23 protein-coding genes are annotated in these 24,368 nt (G+C 57.1%); 3 read left to right on the top strand and 20 right to left on the bottom strand.

The window, feature by feature from the left end; all coding sequences use genetic code 11:
* Nucleotides 1-27 precede the first annotated feature (27 nt).
* Both JW799_RS18670 and JW799_RS18665 read right to left on the bottom strand, forming a co-directional pair.
* Complete coding sequence (locus tag JW799_RS18670) at nt 28-192, bottom strand: hypothetical protein (RefSeq protein ID WP_205431125.1); 165 nt, start codon at nt 190-192, stop codon at nt 28-30.
* A gap of 38 nt (nt 193-230) precedes the next feature.
* Nucleotides 231-1,484 (bottom strand): polysaccharide deacetylase family protein, encoded by a 1,254-nt coding sequence (locus JW799_RS18665; RefSeq protein ID WP_205431123.1) that lies wholly within the window; start codon nt 1,482-1,484, stop codon nt 231-233.
* 157 nt (nt 1,485-1,641) lie between these two features.
* Here JW799_RS18665 and ytvI point away from each other — a divergent pair, with 157 nt between their 5' ends.
* Complete coding sequence (gene ytvI, locus JW799_RS18660) at nt 1,642-2,763, top strand: sporulation integral membrane protein YtvI (protein ID WP_080840623.1); 1,122 nt, start codon at nt 1,642-1,644, stop codon at nt 2,761-2,763.
* On the opposite strand, the gene JW799_RS18655 is transcribed toward ytvI, so the two are convergent.
* The 17 genes from JW799_RS18655 to cymR all read right to left on the bottom strand — a co-directional run bounded on the left by JW799_RS18655 (nt 2,720) and on the right by cymR (nt 22,065).
* Complete coding sequence (locus JW799_RS18655) at nt 2,720-4,591, bottom strand: peptidoglycan D,D-transpeptidase FtsI family protein (protein ID WP_205431121.1); 1,872 nt, start codon at nt 4,589-4,591, stop codon at nt 2,720-2,722. The two genes, ytvI and JW799_RS18655, sit on opposite strands and share 44 nt — an antisense overlap.
* Before the next feature lie 1,096 nt (nt 4,592-5,687).
* Complete coding sequence (locus JW799_RS18650; RefSeq protein ID WP_240353334.1) at nt 5,688-7,817, bottom strand: methyl-accepting chemotaxis protein; 2,130 nt, start codon at nt 7,815-7,817, stop codon at nt 5,688-5,690.
* A 203-nt stretch (nt 7,818-8,020) separates the two neighbouring features.
* The gene (locus JW799_RS18645; protein ID WP_205431119.1) at nt 8,021-9,283 is read right to left on the bottom strand and encodes a peptidase U32 family protein; all 1,263 of its coding nucleotides are present in this window, start codon (nt 9,281-9,283) and stop codon (nt 8,021-8,023) included.
* 31 nt (nt 9,284-9,314) lie between these two features.
* Nucleotides 9,315-10,199, bottom strand: coding sequence for a peptidase U32 family protein (locus JW799_RS18640; protein WP_205431116.1), 885 nt, complete (start codon nt 10,197-10,199; stop codon nt 9,315-9,317).
* Nucleotides 10,200-10,370: 171 nt separating this feature from the next.
* A complete protein-coding gene (gene mltG / locus JW799_RS18635) occupies nt 10,371-11,414 on the bottom strand; it encodes an endolytic transglycosylase MltG (RefSeq protein WP_080841062.1) in 1,044 nt (347 codons plus the stop codon).
* A 410-nt stretch (nt 11,415-11,824) separates the two neighbouring features.
* Nucleotides 11,825-12,115, bottom strand: a complete 291-nt coding sequence (locus JW799_RS18630) for a DUF1292 domain-containing protein (RefSeq protein WP_205431114.1) — start codon at nt 12,113-12,115, stop codon at nt 11,825-11,827.
* Nucleotides 12,116-12,151: 36 nt separating this feature from the next.
* Complete coding sequence (locus tag JW799_RS18625; protein ID WP_205431112.1) at nt 12,152-12,451, bottom strand: DUF1292 domain-containing protein; 300 nt, start codon at nt 12,449-12,451, stop codon at nt 12,152-12,154.
* 12 nt (nt 12,452-12,463) lie between these two features.
* On the bottom strand, nt 12,464-12,877 hold the full coding sequence (gene ruvX / locus JW799_RS18620) for a Holliday junction resolvase RuvX (protein WP_205431110.1): 414 nt from the start codon (nt 12,875-12,877) through the stop codon (nt 12,464-12,466).
* Nucleotides 12,878-12,880: 3 nt separating this feature from the next.
* On the bottom strand, nt 12,881-13,156 hold the full coding sequence (locus JW799_RS18615) for an IreB family regulatory phosphoprotein (protein WP_080840629.1): 276 nt from the start codon (nt 13,154-13,156) through the stop codon (nt 12,881-12,883).
* A gap of 162 nt (nt 13,157-13,318) precedes the next feature.
* Nucleotides 13,319-15,958 carry an alanine--tRNA ligase gene (gene alaS / locus JW799_RS18610; RefSeq protein ID WP_205431108.1) on the bottom strand — a complete coding sequence of 880 codons (2,640 nt, stop codon included), beginning with the start codon at nt 15,956-15,958 and terminating at the stop codon, nt 13,319-13,321.
* A 33-nt stretch (nt 15,959-15,991) separates the two neighbouring features.
* Nucleotides 15,992-16,813 carry a hypothetical protein gene (locus JW799_RS18605; protein WP_139787334.1) on the bottom strand — a complete coding sequence of 274 codons (822 nt, stop codon included), beginning with the start codon at nt 16,811-16,813 and terminating at the stop codon, nt 15,992-15,994.
* Nucleotides 16,804-18,081 carry an AAA family ATPase gene (locus tag JW799_RS18600; RefSeq protein ID WP_176220919.1) on the bottom strand — a complete coding sequence of 426 codons (1,278 nt, stop codon included), beginning with the start codon at nt 18,079-18,081 and terminating at the stop codon, nt 16,804-16,806. Before JW799_RS18600 ends, JW799_RS18605 begins: the two co-directional genes overlap by 10 nt.
* Before the next feature lie 341 nt (nt 18,082-18,422).
* Nucleotides 18,423-19,493, bottom strand: coding sequence for an AI-2E family transporter (locus JW799_RS18595; RefSeq protein ID WP_080840633.1), 1,071 nt, complete (start codon nt 19,491-19,493; stop codon nt 18,423-18,425).
* Nucleotides 19,494-19,700: 207 nt separating this feature from the next.
* The gene (locus JW799_RS18590; protein WP_080841064.1) at nt 19,701-19,907 is read right to left on the bottom strand and encodes a hypothetical protein; all 207 of its coding nucleotides are present in this window, start codon (nt 19,905-19,907) and stop codon (nt 19,701-19,703) included.
* 5 nt (nt 19,908-19,912) lie between these two features.
* A complete protein-coding gene (locus JW799_RS18585; protein WP_245809873.1) occupies nt 19,913-20,434 on the bottom strand; it encodes a PRC-barrel domain-containing protein in 522 nt (173 codons plus the stop codon).
* A gap of 40 nt (nt 20,435-20,474) precedes the next feature.
* Nucleotides 20,475-21,638, bottom strand: coding sequence for a cysteine desulfurase family protein (locus JW799_RS18580; RefSeq protein WP_080840635.1), 1,164 nt, complete (start codon nt 21,636-21,638; stop codon nt 20,475-20,477).
* A gap of 10 nt (nt 21,639-21,648) precedes the next feature.
* Nucleotides 21,649-22,065, bottom strand: a complete 417-nt coding sequence (gene cymR, locus JW799_RS18575; protein WP_080840636.1) for a cysteine metabolism transcriptional regulator CymR — start codon at nt 22,063-22,065, stop codon at nt 21,649-21,651.
* A gap of 265 nt (nt 22,066-22,330) precedes the next feature.
* Between cymR and mnmA the strand changes: the two genes are divergently transcribed.
* Nucleotides 22,331-23,464 carry a tRNA 2-thiouridine(34) synthase MnmA gene (gene mnmA, locus JW799_RS18570; RefSeq protein WP_080840637.1) on the top strand — a complete coding sequence of 378 codons (1,134 nt, stop codon included), beginning with the start codon at nt 22,331-22,333 and terminating at the stop codon, nt 23,462-23,464.
* Between the two features lie 104 nt (nt 23,465-23,568).
* On the opposite strand, the gene JW799_RS18565 is transcribed toward mnmA, so the two are convergent.
* Nucleotides 23,569-23,766 carry a cold shock domain-containing protein gene (locus JW799_RS18565; RefSeq protein ID WP_080840638.1) on the bottom strand — a complete coding sequence of 66 codons (198 nt, stop codon included), beginning with the start codon at nt 23,764-23,766 and terminating at the stop codon, nt 23,569-23,571.
* A 353-nt stretch (nt 23,767-24,119) separates the two neighbouring features.
* On the opposite strand from JW799_RS18565, the gene JW799_RS18560 reads away from it, so the two are divergent.
* Nucleotides 24,120-24,353, top strand: coding sequence for a hypothetical protein (locus tag JW799_RS18560; RefSeq protein WP_080840639.1), 234 nt, complete (start codon nt 24,120-24,122; stop codon nt 24,351-24,353).
* The last annotated feature ends 15 nt before the right edge of the window (nt 24,354-24,368 follow it).

Raw genomic sequence — 24,368 nt, 5'->3', positions numbered from 1 at the left:
AAAGCCCTTCTTTCGTTTTCAATCGTTTCAGCCCACCGGACTGTGCAGCGGTTCCTCCTCGAATTCCGCATGCTCCGCCCGTTCGCTTGCCTGCTTGGTCCGGATAGCCGGGCGAACCGGAACCGAGTCGTCCCGCCATCGGGCCAACCGCTCCCGCGTCATGATGACGGCTCGCGGAGAGATGTTGTCCATCCCTCTTTTTCCCCCGTCCGGCCGAATGATGCGCATCATCAATCGCAAATACCAATTGGTCGAAGCGGCGAACAGTCCCGGGGAAGCTCGTACGTTTCGAAGCCGAGCCCTTCGGCTCCCCGGTTCACCATCGTCACGCCGTACAGCGCCCGAATTCGATGCCCGTCGGGCAGCTGCTCCGCTTCCCGCGCAAAGTCGGGAAGCGCATGCTCCGTCTCCCGGATCAGCTTGATGGCGATTTGCAGCGCGGAGCGGGAATTCATCCCGAGCTCGTACATTTTGGCGTTGTCGAAATGCATTTCCATGACGACGTCGCCGCGGCGCAGCCAGGACGAATCTTTAAGCTGCAAATCCGGACCGCCGTACTTGCGAATGCGGTAGTGCATGAAGGCGCGATCGCCCACCGGACGAAGCCGAAACACAATGCGGAACAGCTTTTCCCATAGTAGCCAAACCGCAACGACCGCCCGTTTGAACGGACCCGTGCGAGGCTTGGAAACGCCGCTCGACGCCGCTGCAGTTTCGTCGCGGGACGCGCCGTTCTCCCTTGCCGAGACCGACCTGCCGCTGCGTTTTGCCGCTTTGAACCGTTCGGTCAATTCCATCATCTCCCCGATGCCGACGAACCGCAACCCAAGCTTGCGGCCGTCTTCCAGAATGCGCCGAACCGCTTCGATCGTATTTGCCGGAGCGCCGGGATCGGCGCCGAGCGTATCTCCTCGGTCGTGCAGCAGAAACACCTGTCCGGGACCTAGCTTTTCCTTCATTTTCGCGTAGAGGTTGTCCGCTCCGACCTTCACTTTCCAGTCGCCGAACATCGAAGTCCACAGTACGATTTGCAGCGAACCGCGCCTGACAAAATCGAAAATATTGATGATTCCCCAAGGCGGGCGATAAAATCGCGGTTTCGCTCCGGTGATGCCCTCTAAAATGTCCGACGTCCGCTGGACGTGCCGCTTGACCGTCCTCGGGCGCATGACCCAGTTGCTTTTGTGGACGTAATTATGGATGCCGAGATCGTGACCTTCGTCATAAATGCGCTTGACGAGTTCGGGATACTTTTCCGCGTGAGCCCCGACGACGAAAAATGTCGCTTTCGCGCCGTGCTCCCGGAGCAAATCGAGCAATTGCGGCGTATACTTCGGATCGGGACCGTCATCGAACGTAAGCGAAACCTCGCGCTCGGTCCGGCCGCGCCGGAAGGCGCGCAGCCCGAACGTGCGGCTTACGAAGCCCGGCAAAAACGCATAAATCGTAAAGTAATAAAACACCCACCACAGGATTCTGTCCATGACTTCCCACCAACTTGCCGGATAGTTTAAACACGAATGATGCCACCTTATATTTTATCATACGTATTTAACATTTAGCATCGTTGTAGGCATCTTTTTTGGAATCATGTAAAATAAGTCGTAATACGATCCTATTTCATCCGAGGGTGGGAAATGCATGTTTCATTTGTACCAGAAATACTGGCGCACCGCATTCGATATCGGCGTCGTCGCGCTGACCGTATGGCTTACGATGTACATATTCAGCTATTTGTACAGCATCGCCACGCCCGTATTTTTATCCTTGCTCGTCTTTATATGCATCGAGCCGCTCGCCAAACGCCTGAACCGCATCGGCATCCGCAAATCGATCGCGTCCGGCATCAGCATTCTCCTGTTTTCGCTGATCGTGCTGGCGGTGCTGGCGGGCCTCGGCTTTATTTTTTACTCCCAGATCAGCCAATTGAGCGAAAAGCTGCCCTATTACCAAAGAGTATTGACCGGTCAAGTCGGCCAAATCGTCGAATACTTGAAGCAGCATATCGACCGGCTTCCGCCCGACATCACGCAAAGAGCGCAGGAAGCGGTCGACACCGTAACGAAGTTCGGCACGAACGTGGCGACTTCGTTCCTGAACTGGCTCGTTTCGTTTCTTTCTTCCTTCTCCGCGTTTATTTTCAACTTCGTCATGGCGATCATTCTCGCCTATTTTTTGAGCGTCGAAATCGATTGGTGGCGCCGGATCGCTTCGGACCGTTCGCCCAAAACGCTCAAGACCGCCTTCGCTTTTCTGCGGGAAAACGTGTTTAAAGGCATCGGCGCTTATTTTTCGGCGCAGGCCAAGCTGATCAGCGTCACGTTTATCGTCATTTTTATTTCGCTGCTGCTGCTCGGCGTCAAAAACGCGTTCGCCCTCGCCCTGCTCGCCGGCCTGTTCGACGTGCTGCCTCTGCTTGGCGTAAGCGCGCTGTTCATCCCCTGGATTTTGTATTTGTTCATTGTGGGGGATACGACCCTCGCCATATGGCTGACCGTTCTGCTGGCCGCCGTCACGCTGACGCGCCAAATGCTCGAACCGAAAATCACCGGCAACACGGTCGGGGTTTCGGCGTTCACGATGCTGGCGGCCATGCTCGTTTCGATGTCGCTGTTCGGGGTGGCCGGCCTGATTCTGGCGCCGATTCTGATCATTTTGCTCAAGGCGCTTTACGATCAAGGATATTTGCAGCAATGGATCCGGCTGCCGAAAGAGGAATTCACCGTTTCCCCGCTTCAGCCCCCGCAGAAGGAACAGCCGTAGCGGGCTGATCCTTACGGTTTCGGCCCTCCTCCAGCAGCCGCAACGCTTCCATAATGTCGCCGAATACGGCCCCCGCCCGATTGCGCAAACCGGCCGGCTCCTTCTCGAGCAGGACGGATACCGCGAATCGGGCTTTTCCTTTCGCCGGCCCGTAGCCGATGAACCAGTGATGGTTCGAACCCGCATCCCGGCCCGCCAGCTCGGCGGTGCCCGACTTGCCCGCAAGCGGCCAGACGGACGTTTTCAAAGCGGAGGCCGCCGTCCCTTTCGCGACGACGGATTCCATCGCTTTGCGCACGAACGCGGCCGTATCCGGCCCGATTTTTCCATAAGCGGACGAAGCCGTTTGCGGATGCAGCCGGGCCATCCGTCCGCCGTCCGCATAGCGGATTTCGCTGACGATCCGGGGGGCGAGCACCTTGCCTCCGTGCAGCAGCGTCACCGCCAAATTGGCCGCCTGCAGCGGCGTCACCCGCACGTCCCGTTGGCCGATTCCGGATCCGGTGCGGACGCCGCCGTCCTTTGCCGCCTCCAGATCGGCAAAGACGGCCCCCGCCTGCTCTTCGGGCAGCAGCCGCAGCGGCTGTCCGTCGACGAAACGTTCCGCGCTCCAGCCGACTTGGCGGCCGATGCCCAGCTTGTCGGCCGTGCTTTGCAGCAGCGCCGGATCGAGGCGCTCGGCAAGCGCCGCAAAAACGACGTTGCACGATTCCGCGAACGCTTCCTCCAGCGTAAGCAAACCATGCCCCCCCTCGTGCCAGCATTTCAGGCCGTAGCGGCCGTACGTTCCGTCGCAATAAAAGCGTTCCGTTACGTCGGTAATGCCGGCCTCCAATGCGGCCGCCAGCGTAACGGTTTTGAAGATCGAGCCCGGCGCGACCGCGAGGAGCGCATGGTTCCGTTCGTCGGTTCCGGCCGCTCCGATGCGCCCGGGATCGAATGCCGGCAAGGAGACCATCGCCAGAACGTCCGCATTTCCCGCATCGAGCACGACGACCGCTCCTCTTCGAATGCCGTGCTTGTCCAGCACTTCCGTAACCGCCCGCTGCATACCGGCATCGATCGTCGTTTTGACCTGCAGCGGATAATGGGCATTATCCGGCGATGCGACGTGGATTCCAAGCCCCTTCAAGGGCCTTCGCGCCCCGTCGGTCAACTGCATCGCCTTCGTCGGTCCGGTCCCGCGAAGCAGCCGGTCCAGAGAATGCTCGAGACCCGCTCCGCCGATCGGATCGGTTTCGTTTATGCGCAGGTCGGCGAGGCGCTTGCCGTACGTTTCCCGAAGATGCGACGGATCCTGGGAGACGTACCCGATCGCCTGCAGCGGGTCGAAAGCCGCATCGTCCGGATAGCGGTTGCGGTAAGGCAGAACGGCGATCCCGGACAAATCGAGGCTCCGGATTCGGGCGGCTTGCTCCTCGCTTAACGAGTACGCCTGTTTCCCCCCTTCCGCGCGCCACACGTCGGCCGTCCGCAGTTCGTCGAGCCATTCGGCCAGCCGATCGCGATCCGCGCCTAATATGTCCGACAGCTCGCCCAGCTCTTTCTCCGTTCCTCTCGGCATGCCTTGCGCGGGAAAAGCCGCCAGCGCGCGGACGGTTTTCCCGGTCAGCATAACGCCGTTGCGGTCCAGAAAATGCCCCCTCCCGTTGTCGAGCACAAGCTCATCCGCATGCTGCAAAGCGGCTTGCCGCTGCAAGACGGCATGCGCTTGCTTTTTGCCGCCGATGCCGAGCTGCACCCACGCAAGTCTCGCTTCCGCGATGCCGAACAAGATGGCAAACAGCAGCAATACTTTAACCAGTCTGAGCCGACTTGACGCTTTCAACCCGCGTTACCTCCGTTTTGGATGTTGGATAGTAACCATTATTGCCGGATTTTATTCGTCCAACACGAAGGGCGGGCGGAAAAACGTCGAAATGACGACTCGCGGCGATTGCTTTCGTGAACTCCCGGCTGAATCGGCGGGAGTCTTTGATAAGAAAACGCAGGACGGCGACCTTGATAGACAGAACCCCCGGGGATCATGAATATGTGAGGTTTTGGGCGAAATATCGCTAGAGTCGTTATTTCCTGGAAAGTTCGGTATGGCAGGTTCAGATGAGGAGCCTCGGCTTATCTGGATTAGCGGGCGTGCGGAGGCAGTGAGATGAGCCATGGTCACCTAACGGAGTGCGGCTATATGCGGTCTATCGGCTGAGATGAGTAACCAGTTGAGTATTTTTTACCCATCTGACCCCTACCGCATTCGGTTAACCGGGCCAGTTGAGTATTTTTTACCCATCTGCCCCCGGCTGCATCCGGTTAACCAGCGCAGATGGGCACTCACAGCTCAACTGGTTCCGCGGAAGGTCAAGCCGGCTTCCGATGGGGATGGATAAGGAAGTCGGCGACGGAACACTATTTTACGCTATCCGAGCGTCGCGCCTGCCCCCAAGCTTGCTTGGCACATTCGTACGAAGATGAATGCAAACAATCTTTTCATACTAAAAAAACTACGGCTGACCAATTAACTCACAGACTTTGCTCAAATCCGTATGACGTGTGCTTCATGCAACGGGCAACTGCCCGAGCAGATCTGAAATATCTAGTTAAGTTCCCGCACTCTTCATGAGGGCAATGATAAGCCATGTTCCAAACCTGAAAAACGCCGCTGAGCGTGGAGATGTTCTTCTTCCACGCGGTATGGTGACGTTTCAATTTTCTACCGCAATCTGGGCAAGTCTCAATTTCCGCACGAAATAAAGGGTTTCCTCGGGCACGATTCGATTTTTTGGTAATGGCATGAAGAAAGACCTCCCTCAAATAGCTCATTACTACTTCGACAGAGGCCTTGTAAATCCTTGTTAGTTAATTGGTCGGCCGTAGAAAAAAAGGCCGGACGGACCGCAGTCCGTACGACCTTTTTTCGACTAATCGTTTCGTTATTGAACCGTAAATTTCGAAAGAGACTCCCGCAGCTGCACCGATACGGCCTCCAGCCGGCTGGACAGCTGAACGAGCCCTTCGCTGATGTTCAACTGCTCGTTGCTGAGCGACGCGACCTCCTCCGACGTGGCGGAGGATTGCTGGGCGACCGCGCTGACGTTCGTCATCGCGAGCGACAAGGTCGATTGCGCTTCCTCCAGTCGTCCGACCGATTTGGTGGCCGAATCCAACCGTTCCGCGAACAGGTTCATCTGCTCCTGAACGTTGTGGAAAATTTCCGTCGCTTCGCGCACCGATTCGATCTGCTGTTTAAACAGCGGATAGGCTTCCGACAAAACCGAGACGGTCTCTTCGATTTCATTCTGAATCGTTTCGACCACTTCGCCGACGACGCCGATCGATTGCCGCGATTGATCCGCAAGCTTGCGGATTTCGTCGGCGACGACCATGAAGCCTTTGCCCGCCGCGCCGGCCCGCGCCGCCTCGATCGTTGCGTTAAGCGACAAAATATTCGTCTGCTTGGTCAAATTGCCCAGCACGTCGAGAATTTTCCGGATCGAGCGGGTGCTGTCCTGCAGCTTGTCCACTTTCTCCACCATCGAACGGGTCATCTCTTCGGTTTGCCCCGTTTTCTGGATCAACCCGGCCATATAATCGGTACCTCTTCGGCCCGCTTCCTCGACTTCGGCGGCGGAACGGCCCATTTCCGTATTGGAGGCGATGACGAGCTGCACCTGGTTGCCGATTTCTCCGGTCATCTCGCTGCCGCGCTCCGATTCGACGGCGAGGTTGGTCGCGCCGCTCGCGATTTCTTCGGTTGCGATCGCGATCTCCTTGGCGGCTCCGGCCGTCTTGCGCGAAGCGTCGCCCAGGGAGGCGGCCGTCGCGAGCACTTCCGCCGCCGATTCGGTCGTCTTCATGACCAGGTTTGTAATATTTTCCATCATGCGATTGAAGCTGTCCGCAACCTGCCCGATTTCATCCTTCGAACGAATATTCGAACGAACCGTCAAATTGCCGCGTTCGCCTTCGTTCATCAAGTTGCGAAGCTGGCCGAGCGGTCTGCCGATCGACCAGACGATAAACCAGCCGATCGCGCCCGCGATCAAGGCGGATAACGATCCGACGATCCAGGTCACCCTGGCAATCACTCCGGCATCCTTCGTCAAGGTTTCAATCGGCATATTGCCGACGACCTTCCACCCGTTGGCCGTCGAGTCCGCCCCGACGGTCAAGTATTCCTTTTTGTCCAATTTGAAATTGCTGGAGCTGCCGCTTGCCGGAAGCTCATAACCGTACGCCGTGCCCATTTCTTCCTTGACGGGGGAGTAAACGATCGTGCCGTCCGGCGCGACGATATAGGTCGAACTGCCGTCCCCGAAATCGACCGTCTCCAGCATATCGTCCAGCGCCGAGATGTGGACCTCGATCACCAGCACATACGGATTGTTGCTGTTCACGCTCATCATGGCGCGTCCGACCGCGATCGTCCCGCTGCTCATATTGCCGGATACGCCCTTCGGCATCGTAGGCACCCAAACGACTTTGCCGGAAGCCTCGACCATTTGGGTTACGAAGGCAGGCATATTTTCCGAAACGTTAGGCAGCCCTCCGGACGAGGCCGATCCCATCACTTCCATGTTCGGATCGGACGGAATCAAATAAATGCCCGCCAGCATCGAGTCCGAAAGCATGACGGACGAAAGCTTGTTCGTCAGGTTTCGCTGGCTGTCGAACCTCTCGTAATCGTCCGTCGCGCTGATCGCGCTCGACAGCAGGGTCGTAAATTCCGCATCCGAAAGAAACTCCATCGTCTTGCGTTCGTACCCGCTCAAAAGCAAATCCATGCGGCCGGCCGTTTGCGCCGACGTCTCGATCGTGGATTCTGCGACTTTGGTCTCAATTACTTTGCGCGCTTGCGTATAGGAAATCATGCCGAGAGCCACGACGCAAGCCAAAATGCCGCAAAAAATAATTAGAAACAGCTTCATGCCTACGGAACGAAACGGAGAAACGATCCTCGTGTTTTTCAGGCTTTTTCCTAAATACCGCGCATACTTGCCCACGTTGCCCGAGCCTTTCTTCAAATCGACATCTTTCATGCGATCGCGCCACGTCTTTTTCATCTGAAGTAACACCCTCCGGCTAATAGTGACGAAAATAAAAACAAAAAAAGGACTTGCCGCCTACTCAGGTAAGTTCTTCATCTGCCCCCTTATGGCAATGAATGACTTTACTAGAGTATTTTCGACAAGTCAGATTAGAATCCTCTCATTCGCTTCTCAATTTTGCTTTTTTTGTTCGTTTCCACAAATTCCATTGGAAGTTGTTACAAAATCTTTTTGCGCATAATGTCCCACGGCTCCACCGGAAAATCCGTCTTAAGCCGGATAGTCTGCAGCGGATGCCGGGCGACATCCAACCGATTTCCCTGATCGTCGCTAATCTCTCCGACCCTCTGGGTAAAGCTGCGGCCGCCCGGGCCGAAAAATTCGACTTCCATTCCCGGCTTGAACGGACTCCTCTGTTGAACGACGGCGATTCCTGTCGAAGGATTGTAGTCCGTGACGACGGCGGCAAAATCGTACGGCGCCGGCTTCTCCTGCGGCTCGTAAATATGCTCTTTCGCTCCCGGCGTGCTGTAGAAAAAGCCGGTGCTGAGCGGCCGGTTCGCCGCCTTGCCGATGTCGCCGACCCACTCGGGCGCAAGCGAATAGCCCTCCGGGTCGGCCATATAAGCATCGATGGCCTGCCGATAAGCATTGACGACCGAAGCGACGTAGTGGATGCTCTTCATCCGGCCTTCGATTTTGAAGCTGTCGACGCCCGCTTCGATCAAGTCCGGCAAATTCCCGATCATGGCCAAATCTTTGCTTCCCATCGTGAAAAGCTGGTCGCCCGGCTCCGCGTACGCCCCTTCGCCCGAGCGCAAATCGTACTTCCACCGGCACGATTGGCAGCATCCGCCCCGATTGGAGTCGCGATCGGTGAAGTGATTGGACAGCACGCAGCGGCCCGATACGGACGAGCACATCGCTCCGTGAATGAAAACTTCGATCTCGATGTCGACGCGGTCCTTGATCTCGCGGATTTCGTCCATCGTCGTTTCCCGCGCCAAAACGACGCGCGGCAGTCCTTCCTCTTTCCAAAAACGGACCGCCTGCCAATTCATCGTCGATTGCTGGGTGCTCAAATGCACTTCCAGGCCCGGCGTCTTTCGAAGCGCCGTTTCGACGATGGCGGGGTCGGCCGCGATGATTGCCGCGATGCCCGCATCCTCCAGCTCCTTCAAATAATCGGCGACTCCGGGCAAGTCTTCCTGGTGGGCGAATATATTTGTGGCGACGAACACCTTCGCCCCGTAGCGGGAAGCGAATTCGACCCCCTCCCGCATCTCTTCGATGCTGAAGTTGTCGGCGTTGGAACGCAGGCCGTACTTTTGGCCGCCGATATAGACGGCGTCCGCGCCGTAGCGGACGGCGAATTTAAGCTTTTCCAAACTGCCCGCCGGAGCCAGCAGCTCGGGCTTGGCAAGCCGATGGCGTTTGCCTTTTCCCGCTGTCCTGCCGACCGCTTGCAATGTGCCGTTCATCGTTCATTCCTCCTTTGCGCGATGCTTCCGGTCAATAAACCTGCTCCTTGTACAAAAATCCGAAGCTGAGCTCGCGATCCGCGGGCTGCAGCTCGCGTATGGCATCCAAATCCCGTTCGTCGAACGCATAGCCGTCGGGATCCGCTTTCCAGGCGTCGATCGCTTTCCGATAAACCCGAATCGCCGTTTCATTGTATCGTTCCGTTTTGAGCAGAGGTTCGACATACAAGCTGTCGATGCCCGCGGACAGCAGTTCGGGCAATGCCTCGAGCAGGCAAATATCGTCCGAGCTCATCACGTGCGTGCCGTTGCTGTCTTCGTACACGGGCAAATGCTCTTCCGGACGCTCGACTTCGACCAGGTAAAGTCCGCGGTCTCCCCCCAAATCGACCAGGCGGGCTTCTTTGCCGAGATGATCCATATAGCTTTGAAGCAAATTGCGATGGGAATAATAAATATTCGTCGCCCCGTGAACCTGAACTTGCACCTCGAGCGCCGATTGGCGCTTGAAATCGACGATTTCCTCTTCGTTCAGCTCGCGGGCGAGGACGGCCCGGATCGCCCCTTTGCGTCCCCAATAGGCGGCAGCCGCCGAATTGGTCCCCGTCATCTCCGCATTCCAGTGAAGCGCCATGCCCGGAGCGTGATCCCGAATGTTGAGCAGCACGGCCGGATCGCCGAAAACGACGGCGTCGGCTCCGGCGTCGGCGACAAGCCGAACATACTCCGGAAGATGGACAAGCTCCTCGTTTCGGAACAGCTTGTTCATCGCCACGTACGCTTTCGCCCCGAGCCCGTGAGCCGCGGCTACCGCTTCTTTCAACCGGTCGGCTCCGATATCTCCCGGCAATCTCATGCCGAAGCGCGCCTCGCCGATCAGCACCGCGTCCGCTCCCGCCTGAATATAGGTCTTCATTTGATCGATCGATCCGGCCGAAACGAGCAATTCCCCAACAGTTGGAAGAATGGCCGCTCACCTCCTTGAATGATGACGACCCGACGCCGATGCCGTCTCTTGTCAGGAGACGGATCGAGTGCGCCGGGCCCTTGGTATGAAGCTTGTCATTTGCGCCAGCAGATCGCGCCGCTATTGTTGAACGTTTCGCTCGCTCTGCTCCTTGTTTCTCAGATGCTGGCTGTACGTCGAAGCGAAAAGATGCTGATTGCTGCCGTCTTTTTTGGTCACGTAATAAAAGTAATCGGTTTCCGCGGGATACAGGACCGCTTCGATCGATTTCAGACCGGGCGTTGCGATCGGCCCCGGCGGAAGTCCGGCATTTTGGTACGTATTATAAGGGCTGTCGACCTTCAAATCGGCCTCCGTCAAATTTTCCTTCTGTTTGTCGAGCAAATACTGAATCGTCGCGTCGATTTGAAGCGGCATCTTTTCTTCGATCCGGTTCTCGATGACGCTGGCCACGATCGGCCGTTCCTCGTCGAGCACCACTTCGCGTTCGATAAGGGAGGCGAGCGTGAGCAGCTCGTGAACGGTCATTTCTCGCTCTTCGAGCGTCGTTTGCCAGTCTTCGGGAAGCTGGTTCAGCTTCCGGTCCAGCTCCGACAGCATCCGGTTGACGATATCGATTTCCGTGCTGCCCTTCTTCAGTTCGTACGTATCGGGGAACAAGTAGCCTTCCAGCGGATAACGCAAATCGTCGTCGTCCGGGATTTGCTTGACCCACACGGAACCGGTCAGCGCCGACGGATCGTTCAGCGCGGCCAAAAACTTGTCCTTGTCCGCGATCCCTTCCGCCGCAAGCTTGTCGGCCATTTGCACGACCGTAAACCCTTCCGGAATCGTAAACCGAATCGTCTCGGCCGCAACCGTATCGCCGCTGTTAAGCTTGGCGACGATTTCCTCCAGCGTGCTTCCGGGGGCCATTTCGTATTCGCCGGCTTGAAAGCGGGAGCCTTCGTCCTTCAGCTTAAGCCAGTAATCGAACAAAAAAGCGTTGCGGATCAGTCCGTTCGTTTCCAGCACGGCGGCTACCTCGTCCGCGCTGCTCCCTCTTTCGATCGTAAAGCGAACGGGATCCTTCGCGGCGGTCGGACGCAAGCCGTTCCAGATGTAAAACAGAACCGCCCCTCCCGATACGAGCACGATCCCCAGCGCGATAAAAAACGACCACAAGGCCGGGCGAGGCTTGCGGCGGCGCTTCTCCGGGGCTTTCCCTTCGGACTTGGCCTCCGTCGCGCGCCGATTTCCCGGGTCTCCGGATTTTTTCCGCTTGCCGAGCTCGGCATCGGTCGACGGAAATTCCCGCGGATACCCGACATCGAGCGGCCGTTCCTCCTCCGGCCCGGCGGCGGCATCCCGCAATCGACCCTCCGGCTCGCCTGCAGCCTGCTTCGGCCGTTCGGGCGGCTCCTCGCTCGGCTTTTCCCATTGTTCCCCGGGAAAAAACGATTTCCACCCGGTTGCGTTATCGTCGTTGTCCTTGGCCATTGCCTTCCCTCCTGCCCGACACCAAACCATCTAATCATGCAAAAGAGCGGTCGCCCGCTCTTTGGATTGCGTTCTGTCGGCGTCCCTTCTTGCCTTCAGGGCCGCTCGTCACCGCCGAACTGCAAATCGTCGTACGCTTCGGCGACGGACTCCCACTCGTCGTCGTCCTCGACCGTTTCCAGTTCCGGCTCGCCCTTCGCGTTCGCCGTGACCCGGAACACTTCGATCTCTCCGTCCTTCTTCATCGCGTCGGACTGGAGGACCGCATAGGCATTGCCGCCTAACGAAAGCTCCGCCAAAATCCGGTATATGCCGCCGCCGTCCAACTCGATCGTTTCTCCGAAAACGCCGCGGAGCGAAGGCCCCGCGCTAACGCTTTTGTCCATTTGCCATCTTCCCCCGCAACGGACGAACCTGCGTCCCTAGTTGTCGTCTCCGAACTCGGCCGTAAGCGTATTGAACGTCTCCTCGACCATGTCCCATTCTTCCTGATCCTCGATCGGGTACAGCTTGATTTCGCCTTCGTCGTCTTCTTCGTAGCGGAAAGCGTATACTTCCTGTTCTTCCTCGACGTCCTCCGCGGGAACGAGCAGCATGTATTTGCGGTCGGTGCCGTCGTCCGGCTCGAAGCGCATGATCACTTCGAACGCTTCATCGTTCCCCTCGTCGTCGGGAATATAAATAATTTCCGCTTCTTCTTCGCGGTTCGATTCGTTTGCCATCGCGTTTATCCCTCATTTCCGGCGGGAATCCAAATAATTTTGCAGCAGGATGGCCGCCGCCATCTTGTCGATCACCTGCTTGCGCTTGCTGCGGCTGACATCCGCTTCAAGCAAAGCCCTTTCGGCAGCGACCGTGGTCAAACGTTCATCCCAAAGTTCGACGGGCACGTTTAGTTTCTGCCTAAGTTCTTCCGCGAATGCCATGCAAATTTCGCCACGCGGCCCGATCGTGCCGTTCATGTTCTTCGGCAGTCCGACCACGATCGACTCCACCTCGTTCTCGCGAACCAGCTCGCGAATCCGTACGAGGTAATCGTCATCCTTCTTCCGCTCGATCACTTCCGCTCCTTGCGCGGTCCAGCCGAACGCATCGCTTAGCGCCACGCCGATGCGCTTATCCCCGTAGTCCAGCCCCATAATCCGCATGCGCTATCGGTGTTGGCTAAGATAGAAGCGGACGAGTTCTTCGATCAATTCGTCGCGTTCCTTCTTCCGAATCAGGCTGCGTGCATTATTATGGCGAGGAATGTAAGCGGGATCGCCGGAAAGAAGATAACCTACGATTTGATTGATGGGATGATATTCCTTCTCCACCAGCGCATCGTGAACGGACAGCAGGATATCCTTCGACGATACTTCTTCGGGATCGGGTACGACGTCGAATTTGACCGTCTTGTCCAGATGATTTTTGTCCGACGGGCTCATCAACTCAACACCTCGCTTCTCTTCGACCAGCACTTTATTCCCAATCATCATATCACAAATTGGCGCGGACAGGAAATTGCGGCTTTCCCGGGCGAGCCGTCAACATCCGCAGAGCGCCAAACGCACTTCCGCAATCGGGAAGTGCGTCTGTCAACGTCTGCGTTATTTTCCTGCAACCTGCGCCTGCAAAAGCCGCTCCGCCGCCGCGAGAGCCTCGCCGAGCTTCGACGGGTCCTTGCCGCCCGCTTGGGCAAGCTCCGGCTTGCCGCCGCCGCCCCCGCCGCAAATCGCCGCGAGCTCCTTGATCAGCTTGCCCGCGTGCACGCCTTTCGCGGTCAAATCCGCCGTTGCCGCGACGACAAGCTGAACCTTGTCGCCGTCCGCGGCGCCAAGAACCACCACGGCCGAGCCGAGCTTCGCCTTGAGCTCGTCCGCGATGCCGCGGATGGCGTCCATGCCGCCTTCCGCGTTCACCTGCGCGGCGACGAGCTTCGCGCCGCCGACGTCGACCGCTTGCGCCGCCAGATCGGCGGCCGCAAGCCGGCCCAGCTTGCCCTGCAGCGACTCGTAGTCCCGCTGCAGCTGGCGGATCTCGCCCTGCAGCGTCTCGATCCGCTTCGGTACGTCGGCGACGCCCGTTTTCAACAGCGTAGCCGCGCCTCGCAGAAGTCCCAATTGTTCGTCCATATATTGGTACGCATGGCGCCCGGTCAGCGCCTCGATCCGGCGCACGCCGGAACCGATGCCGCTCTCGCTGACCAGCTTGAACAGGCCGATCTGCGCCGTGTTCCGCACGTGGCAGCCGCCGCACAGCTCGAGGCTGTAGTCGCCAACGCGGACGACGCGGACGATGTCGCCGTATTTCTCGCCGAACAGCGCCATCGCGCCCATCGCCTTCGCTTCGGCGATCGGCTTGTAGCCGATATCCAGCTCGGTGCCCAGCCAGATTTGCTCGTTGACGCGGCGTTCGACATCCGCCAGTTCTTCGGGCGTCACCGCCCCGAAATGCGAGAAATCGAAGCGCAGCCGATCCGGCTCGACGAGCGAGCCCGCCTGGTTGACGTGGACGCCGAGCACTTCCTTGAGCGCTTTGTGCAACAGGTGCGTCGCCGTATGGTTGCGCACGATGTCGCCGCGGTCCTTCGCGTCGACGTTGGCCGTTACCGCGTCGCCCGCTTTCAGCGTTCCCGAAGCGACCGTCACGAGGTGAGCATGCTGTCCGTGCGGCGCCTTGTACAGGCCCGTCACGTTCGCGACGACGCCGCCTTCGCCGACGAGCGTGCCCTTGTCGCTCACCTGGCCGCCGCTTTCCGCGTAGAACGGGGTGCGGTCAAGCAGCACGACCGCCTGCTCGCCCGCGCGGACGGAATCGACGAGACGGTCGTCCGCCACGATCGCGATGACGCGCGCTTGCTCCGTCAGCTGGTCGTATCCGACGAATTCGCTTTTTTCCGTGAAGTCCGACAGCGGTCCGCCCTGCACCTTCATGCTTTCCGTCTCCTGGCGGGCCGAACGGGCGCGTTCGCGCTGCTCTTCCATCGCCGCGTCGAAGCCGCCGCGATCGACCGTCATTCCCTGTTCGGCGGCATAGTCCTCCGTCAGGTCGAACGGGAAGCCGTACGTGTCGTAAAGCTTGAACGCGTCGGAGCCGGAGATGACCGACACGCCCTCGCTTTTCGCCTTGCCGCAAATGTCGGCGAGAATGGCCAGGCCGTCGCTCAGCGTCTCGTGGAACCGCTCTTCCTCGGTGCGGATCACCTTTTCGATGAATTCGCACTTTTCCACCACTTCCGGATAGTAGGAGCCCATGACGTCTCCCACCGTTGGCGTCAGCTCCCACAGGAACGGACGGTCCACGCCGAGCACCTTGCCGTAGCGAACGGCGCGGCGCAGCAAACGGCGGATGATGTAGCCGCGGCCTTCGTTGGACGGCAGAACGCCGTCGCCGACGGCGAACGCCACCGTGCGGATATGGTCGGCGATGACTTTGAGCGCCACGTCCGTCTCCGCGCCCGCCCGGTAGGCGACGCCGGAGATGCGCGACGCATGCCCGATGATCGGCTGGAACAGGTCGGTATCGAAGTTCGAGTCGACGTCCTGGACGATCGAGGCGAAGCGTTCCAGGCCTGCGCCGGTATCGATGTTTTTGTTCGGAAGCGGCGTATAGCTGCCGTCCTTGTTATGATTGAATTGCGAGAACACGAGGTTCCAAACTTCGAGGAAACGCTCGTTCTCGCCCCCGGGGTAGCATTCGGGATCCGACAGGTCGCCGTATTTGTCGCCGCGGTCGTAAAAAATTTCGGTGCAAGGCCCGCAAGGGCCTTCGCCAATGTCCCAGAAGTTGTCCTCCAGCTTGACGATGCGCTCCGCCGGGATGCCGATTTTCTCGTTCCAGTAGCGGAACGCTTCTTCGTCCTCCGGGTGGATCGTCACCGACAGGCGCTCCGGAGCGAAACCGATCCATTCCGGCCCGGTCAGAAACTCCCACGCCCACGCGATCGCTTCTTCTTTAAAATAATCGCCGATCGAGAAATTGCCGAGCATTTCGAAAAACGTATGGTGCCGGCGCGTCTTGCCGACGTTCTCGATGTCGTTCGTGCGGATGCACTTTTGCGAGTTGGCGATGCGCGGATTTTCCGGCTTCACCCTCCCGTCGAAATAGGCTTTCAGCGGCGCCATCCCCGCGTTGATCCACAGCAGGGACGGATCGTTGTGCGGCACGAGCGAGGCGCTCGGCTCCACGTGATGCCCCTTGGATGCGAAAAATTTCAGCCATTTGTCGCGGATTTCCGCAGCTTTCATCTTTGGTTTCCCTCCATAATCTGTTTTGCAATTTTATTTTAATTGGGATAATTCCTCATATACCGGAGCAAAGAAAACTTTACACTTTTGACTTACTCTGGCTGGATCTATATTCTTAAGCAGAACGCTGCCATCCCGATCTTTTTTATATTCCAATCTCGGTGGCTCCAATACGATTTTACGATTATGGATTAAAATCGAAGTTTGATCCAGCGCCATTCCAATAAACGAGCTGAACTTGTACGTGCATGTGCCGGTAACCGTATTATATGGCATGGCAGACCACTCGGGCGTGTCGGTGGAATAACCGTGTTCCTTTAAAATTTTTCGAAAGCGCCGCTGAACCATAGCGAGAACGCGCACCCATCGGGAATCCTCCCAGCCAAAACGCTCCCGATATTGTTGTCTGACCAGAAGGGAGATGCTGTTCTTCCAATCGGCATAAAACCAGGCTTCCAGCTCCGGAGATGCAAGCAGGAGGCGTAGGCGAATGTCTTTTCTGGTTAGTGCCTTAAATTCGGATTCAAGAGATGCTTGCTTGTCCAACACTTCCGAATAGGCCGAAAAGCGGCAATCCGCATCGTCAACAAGTAAAATATAGTCGCCATCCCGTATAGCTTTGAGTGTGGACGGCAGCACCAAATATTTTTTGACCCTGGAAATGAAATCTTTGCCAGTAGATCCGGTCGGCTTGGGCTTTTCGATCGTTCCGGGTTTTGGACCCGGCTTTTCTTTCACATGGGAAGGAAACACCTGGATCCAGTCGATACGGTCGTTCCATTTTTTTAAAAATGGATACATTCCGCCTCTTTCGCTATAGCCGTCAGAAAAAAAGCAATGGATTGTCAGAGCCATGGCCATCCGCCCAGTTTTCCGGTTCGATATATGTCGCCGAGTTCCCAGCCCTCCTGAAAATAGGGTTCAAATTCGGAGAGCTCGATTTGCTCGATCATTGGCATTGGCTTGTTTAAGCTGAAACGGTAAACGTTCAGTTCACCGGAACGAAATAACGGAGTCAGCCCATCCAAAAAATCGGGGGAATGGGTGCTGATCATCACTTGTTCGGAAGAACCAGAACGTGTAATCCAGTTCGATATCACTTTAAGCCAAGCCGGATGGATATTAAGCTCGGGCTCGTCAAGGCTAAGCAAAGTAAACTTTTGCGGAGTCCAGAGCAACACGGCGAGAAGCATTGCCTTAATGGTTCCATCCGACACTTCGTTTAACGCAAATAAATGGTTAGATATCTGCAAGCGGATCGTTTTGCGATAAAGCCCTCCGCTTACATCGACCATGATGTTTTGCAAGTCTGGAATGAGCTCCCGCAAATAACCGGCATATTCCGACAGGAAGCCGGGATATTTTTTTTCAAGCAATTCCAGAAGAGACGCTAAATTCGAACCATCCTGTTTCAAATGCGTTAAAAAAGAAGGCTGAAGCTCCCCTCCTCGGATTTGCAGCAAGTCGAATTTCGTGCTCGAATACGCGCGGAAATCTTCGAAAAACTGCTTTACCCGCTCAAGTGACTTTTTAAAGTTCGGATAATATTCCGTGCGAAACTTTTCATGATTAAGCAACTGCTCCAGTTGATTCATAACAGAATCAAACGGGGAAACGGCAATCCCCGGCCGCTTGGCCGCCGATTGCTTTCCTTCCGTTCGCGAGCGAGCCGAAAAATAGCCCTTCCCTTGCTGATGACTGTGACAGGAAAAATACTCGTACGGTTGGTCATGACCTTTCCTCGGTTCGACGTCCGCAAGCCGTTCCTTCGTGATCCTGTAATCGGACGCTTCCGTACCCGATTCGGGTATCCGAAAGCAAAAATCGTATTGCAGCGGACGATTTTGTCCATCCTGTAAAATCCAGTTCAGTTCGATCGTAGCGGGCTTTTCGGATTGCCTGTCCAGCAAGCTTCCCCATGCGCGTTTATTTAATTCGCTCCAGAAAGCCGTAGGATAAGCTTGATCCTTCTCGAATTTCACAATCTCAGAGATAAAACTTATCGCATCGATCAAATTGCTTTTTCCGGAATTGTTCGGTCCTACGAACACATTCAATTTGTTGAGCTTTAAGTGCTCGATATTCAGATTCCTGAATTTTTTCGCAGAGAATGACGAAAGCACTTTTTTCACCATCCTTCAGTTTTAAATGAAAAACGTCCCTGAACAATTCAGGGACGAAAAGCTTCGCGGTACCACCCTGGTTATCGCGCTGCCGCCCAAGCGACGTCGCGATCTCCTCGAGAGGGGATAACGGCCCTCGAACCGGCGGGGATTGGCCCCGCGCTCCGAAACCGGCTTCCTTCGCCCTTCGCAATGAAGATTCTTTCAGCCCGAGGACGACGCGCGCCCGGGAATCTTCTCTCTGGTCTTGCGGTCTGCAAAGTACTCTTGTTTCGTCAACGCGTTGACTATAGGCGTTTCAAACAATCACAATTGATTATAGTCAACAAAATTTCGCGATGTCAAACGGTTTTTCTGCGAATGTAGTAACCGAACAGATGCTGGGCCACCACTTTGGCGGCGGCGTAGAACGGAACGGCCAATATCATGCCCGCAACGCCGGCGAGCTCCCCTCCGACCAGCAGCACCAAAATAATCGTCAGCGGATGAATATGCATCGACCGGCCGACGACCTGCGGGCTGATGACGTTGCTTTCGAGCGTTTGGCAGAGCGAATTGACGACGATGACGAGCAGCACCATTTTCCACGAAATCGTCGAAGCCATGACGAGAGCGGGCAGCGCCCCCAGAAACGGCCCGAGATACGGGATAATATCGAACAGCGCGACGAACGCCGCCAGAAGCAGCGGGTACGGCATGCCGATCAGCAAATATCCGATGTAGGCTGTCAAGCCGATGCAAACCGATACGAGCAGCTGTCCGCGAATATAGCTTCCGAGCGCCTGGTCGATATCTTTGAGCATGCGCACCATCGGCTTGCGCTTCGCCCGGGGCACGTATTTCAGGACGGCCCGCTCCAGCACGTCCATGTCCTTCAATATGTAAAACGCGAGAAACGGGACGATCATCGCCAGAAAAAACACGTTCAGCACCGCGCCGATGTTGTTCAAAAACTCCGTCACCCGCTCGGATATCTGCTTCTCCAACCCCGCGATCGCCCGATTGATGCCGTTGCGGACGCTTTCCGGCAGGATGTCGTTGTTGTTGAAATGGTTCAGCAGATTTTGGGCGCGCATCGTCATTTCCGGCACGTGCTCGTTCAGCTCCTGCACTTGCCCGATGAACATCGGCGTCACGTTGACGAAGATGACCGCGCTGGAACCGATAAAAACCGCATATATCAGCAATACGGCGGCCGTTCTCGGAACCTTTCGCTCATGCAGCAGCCCGACGACCGGGTTCAGCACGTACGCGATAATCATGGCGATCAGGAACGGAGCGAGCACGGCTTTAAGAAAGCCGTATACCGACAGCAGCATCGGGCGGACGAGACTGACGAGAAACAAGGCGATCAATATGAGAATAACGAAGATCAGCACCGTAAAAAGGCGGCTTTGCGCAAACCGGTTCATTCCGGCACCCCCGATCCGTATGGCTGCTTCCGCCGTCGTCTCCTTCCAGTATATGTACTTGTCCGCTCCCTTAAACCGGCGGAATGGACGGAGGCACGCAAAAAACCCGGCCTCCATCATGATGGAGTACCGGGGTTTGCGCAGGGGAAAACAGAAGCCCGATATATCGCGTTCCGGACTTCATGCTCCCGCTTTATGCCGTAATAATTACATCCCGTTCGCGTGAACGTGCGGAGGAATCGGCTCTTCGAAGAAAAGATCGTCGAGCGAGCTGAGCGTTCCGTCCTCTTCCACTTGGTAGACCGACATTTTATCGCCGTTGACCGTCAATTCGATAAAGCAGCTCCAGCAATAAAATTGATGGGAACCGATTTTCCCGATATCTTTGGAATTGCAGTTTGGGCATCTCATCATCGTTATCACCTGTCACTTTCCGCGTAAGGTTCTCTCAGCACCCGCTCGCAGGAGGCGGGCACGAGGATGGCATTCTCGCCCAAGGTTACGCCCTCGGGCCCATCCGGCAGCAGCAGCCGACGCCGTCCCTCGAACACATCCGCGAGAAAACCGTCCGTTAATTCATAGCCTATTATTTGTGTACCCTCCGGAGAGCGAAAGTAAACGTCCGCCACCCGGCCTAGTTCTTGTCCATCTACGGTGCAAACCGGAAGCTCCTTCAACCTGACCGTGCCCGTTTGAAACGAACGTAGCAGCTGATTCCGCGGAATGGGGCGCAGCGCGCTGCGATCGGAAATCACGAGCGCGTCGTCGCCGCAAACGGCGACGTCCTTCCAATCCACCGTGTACACGGCTTTGCGAAACCAGATGCGCGTATCCAAAACGATGAAAGAGAGCTTCCAAAACTCGTCGAATCCGATATCCTGGACTCTTCCGACCCGCTTGCCGTTCGTCAGAACAACCGGCAACCCGATAAGATGCTGCACGTTTCGCAAGGTCTGGCACCTCTTTTTCGCGAGGCGCTTGTTATCTTTTACGCAAACGCGCCGCAATGGTTGCAATTATTTTTGCGGTTTTTTCCGCTTCTTCTATAGTATTGCCCATTCCGAAGCTAAAACGGACGGCGGATTTGCAAAAATGATCCGAAAGTCCCATCGCGAGCAGCACATGCGATGGCTGCAAAGAGCCCGACGTGCAGGCCGAGCCTCCGGAAGCGGCGACTCCCGCCAAATCGAGATTCATCAGCATCGTTTCGTTCGCGATGCCGGAAAAGCCGATGTTCGCGATGCTCGGCAATCTTCCCGCCGGATCGGGATCTCCGTTCACGACGAAACGGTCGGCGCCGAGCTCGCGCTCTAGCGACTCGATCAGCTTGCGGCGAATCGTTTCCGCGAGGGAGCGCCGCTCCTCGCGGCTTTCGTGCGCGATCTTCGCAGCCGCGGCGAACGCCGCGATGCCCGCGACGTTCTCCGTGCCGGCCCGGCGGGAACGCTCCTGGGAACCGCCCACCTGCGTCGGCTGAAACGGCGTGCCGTTGCGAATATATAAGGCGCCCACGCCTTGCGGGCCGCCGATTTTGTGCGCGGTTACCGTCAGCAGATCGACCGGAAGGTTCGACAGATCGAACGCTTCGTAGCCGAATGCCTGAACGGCGTCCGTATGCATAACGGCGCCGTGGCGGCGGGCGATGCGGCCGATTTCCTCGATCGGCTGCTTCGTGCCGGTCTCGTTGTTGGCCGCCATGATGCTGACGACGGCCGTATGCGGCCCGATGGCCGCTTCCGCGTCTTCGACCGAAACCCGGCCGAGGTCGTCGACGGGCAGCAGCGTAAGCTCGAACCCTTCCTCTTCCAGCCTGCGGCAAGCGTTCAGCACGGCATGATGCTCGATTGCCGTCGTCACGATTCCCCGGCGCGCGGCGTCGCGCCCGCGCTGGGACCGAGCGGCCCCGTACAAAGCGGCGTTGTCGCTTTCCGTGCCTCCGCCCGTAAACGCGATTTCCTCGGGCCGGCAGCCCAAAATGCGGGCCAGCTCGTCCCTTGCTGCGGTCACGCGGGACCGCGCTTCCCTTCCGAAGCGGTGAAGGCTGGACGGGTTGGCGGGTCCGGCCGCCGCCGCGTCCGCGTACGCCCGAATCGCCTCGGGGAGCATCGGGGAGGTCGCCGCGTGGTCAAAATAAATCGTCGTCATGCTCGCCGCCTTAAATGTAGAACATATAGCTGTCCTGGGCTTCGCCTTTAAAGTTGATCAGGTCGGACAGCGTCGTGGAATCGAGCACTTCCGCGATGCTGTCGCGGATCCGCAGCCAAAGATCGCGCTTCGCCGGATCGTCCTCTTCCGTAAAGTCGACCGGACTGATCGGCCCTTCCAGAATGCGGATGACGTCGCCCGCCGTCAGCTGTTCCGGTTCCTTGGACAGGACGTAGCCGCCGTAAGCGCCGCGGATGCTTTTCACGAGTCCCGCGTTGCGCAGCGGAGCGATCAATTGCTCCAGATAGTGTTCGGAGAGCCCGTTTTTCTCGGCGATGCTTTTGAGCGAAATCGGTCCTTCGCCGAATTTTGCCGCGAGCTCCATCATAATCGTCAAACCGTAACGGCCTTTAGTCGAAATTTTCAAAATCGCACCTCGTTTTCATGCATGGCATGGTTTCTATTTGTTAATTCAGGAAAATGTACCGGAAAATAGGGCAGTATCCCCATATCACATCTATGTTATCATAACATCACCTTTTTGGACAAAAAAAACGCAAACTATTCGCTCTCCGCCGAATGCGGACGGAGCGGGCGTGTGCACCGGGCAAGGTTGTGTTAAAATGAGGACAATCCGCAGCGAACCGGAAAGCCGGTTCGTCTTCGGACCCGTAACCCAAGGAGTGATACTGATGATCGATCTGCAATCCGCCGATCCCGCATCCGTGCGCGTCGTCGTCGGGATGTCCGGGGGAGTCGATTCTTCCGTCACCGCGCTTTTGCTTAAACGGCAAGGCTACGACGTCATCGGCGTTTTTATGAAAAATTGGGACGATACCGACGAAAACGGCGTGTGCACCGCTGAACTGGACGCCGAAGACGTTCGCCGCGTCTGCGATCAGATCGGAATCCCCTATTATACGGTCAATTTCGAAGCCGAGTACCAGGACAAGGTGTTCTCCTACTTTCTGGACGAATACCGCCGCGGCCGGACGCCGAATCCCGACGTCATGTGCAACCGCGAAATCAAGTTCGGCGAATTTCTGCAAAAGGCTCTCGACCTCGGCGCCGACGTCATCGCCACGGGCCATTACGCGCGCGTCGAGCGAGCGGACGGCGAATACCGGCTGCTGCGGGGCGTGGATAGCAACAAGGATCAGACCTACTTTCTGCATGCGCTGAACCAGTCCCAGCTGTCCCGGGCGATGTTTCCGATCGGGCACCTGCCCAAGCCGGAAGTGCGCAAAATCGCCGAAGAAGCCGGGCTGTATACCGCCAAGAAAAAAGACAGCACCGGCGTTTGCTTTATCGGGGAGCGCAACTTCAAGGAATTTTTGAGCCAGTACCTTCCCGCGCAGCCCGGCGACATGGTCGATCTGGCGACCGGAGCGGTCAAAGGCCGCCACGACGGGCTGATGTACTATACGCTCGGCCAACGGCAAGGGCTCGGCATCGGGGGCTCCGGCAGCGGCGAACCCTGGTTCGTCGCGGACAAAGACCTGGAACGCAACATTTTGTACGTCGTCCAGGGGGACGCCCATCCGAGCCTGTACTCGACCGCGCTGACCGCGGAAAACGTCAACTGGATTTCCCCGGAGCCGCCGGCCGCGGAAGTGAAGTGCACGGCCAAATTCCGTTACCGCCAGGCGGACCAAGGCGTCACCGTCAAACCGCTTGAAGGCGGGCTGTGGCGCGTCGAATTCGACGTCCCGCAAAAGGCCGTAACGCCCGGCCAAGCGGTCGTACTGTACGACGGCGACGTCTGTCTCGGCGGCGGCACGATTTGCCAGGTCCACAAGGCCGTTGCGGCGGGCCGGCCCGTCTGACGCCGGCGCCCCCGAACGGCCAAAGGAAAAACCCCCGGAATTCCGGGGGTTTGTTCGTTAGCGCTCTTTCGTGATATGAAGATAAGCCTTCGCGCGAGCGAGACTTACAGTTTCACCACGTTGGATGCTTGCGGTCCACGGTTGCCTTGCGTAATTTCGAATTCAACCGCTTGACCTTCTTCCAAGGTTTTGAAGCCTTCGCCTTGGATAGCAGAGAAGTGCACGAATACGTCGTTGCCGTCTTCAACCGAGATGAAGCCGTAACCTTTCTCTGCGTTAAACCACTTAACTGTTCCTCTCAAATGAAAAACCTCCTAAAAATCTCGCCGTAGCTCGGCGAATGAAATCATTATAACCTATTCATTGTCAAGACGCAATATGTGAAAAGATTGATGATTTTTGTAAGCGGCCCGGCTGCGGCCGCGCCCCGGCAACGTTTTCAAGCTCGGCGAGCCGCCCGTCGCGATGGGAATTCGGCATTGCCGGTCCGGCATCTTCCGCCCTCTTCGAGGAGACATACGGAGCAGCCGAATCTTTCCGGCGAAACGTTGATTTCTTCGCCCATCTCTTCTATGATCAAATAAACCGAATTCATGCAATAAGGCCTCGCGCGTCCCGGTTTCGGAGCGGGCGAAGCCGGACAGGAGAACCGATCATGTTCGCCAAACACGTGATTTACAAGCATGACAACTATAATATGTTGACCGTCGAGGTGCAAGGCAAGACGATCGTCGTCCGTCAAATCTCCGATCAATGGGGCGAGGAATGCCATCGCTTCGTTAGCCGGCCGGAGCTGATGAATTGGGCGGAGCGGCATTTTGCCGCCGAGGACTTTCCGGGCGGCGAGCCGCAGCGTCAGGAGACGCTCGAAAAGCTCCGCTCCGTCTGACATTCGCTAACGGGA

Origin of the sequence: Cohnella algarum (genome assembly GCF_016937515.1) — a bacterium.
Lineage (GTDB): Bacteria > Bacillota > Bacilli > Paenibacillales > Paenibacillaceae > Cohnella > Cohnella algarum.
Note: the sequence above shows the minus strand (reverse complement) of the source record. Positions and strands in the feature narration are given on the sequence as shown.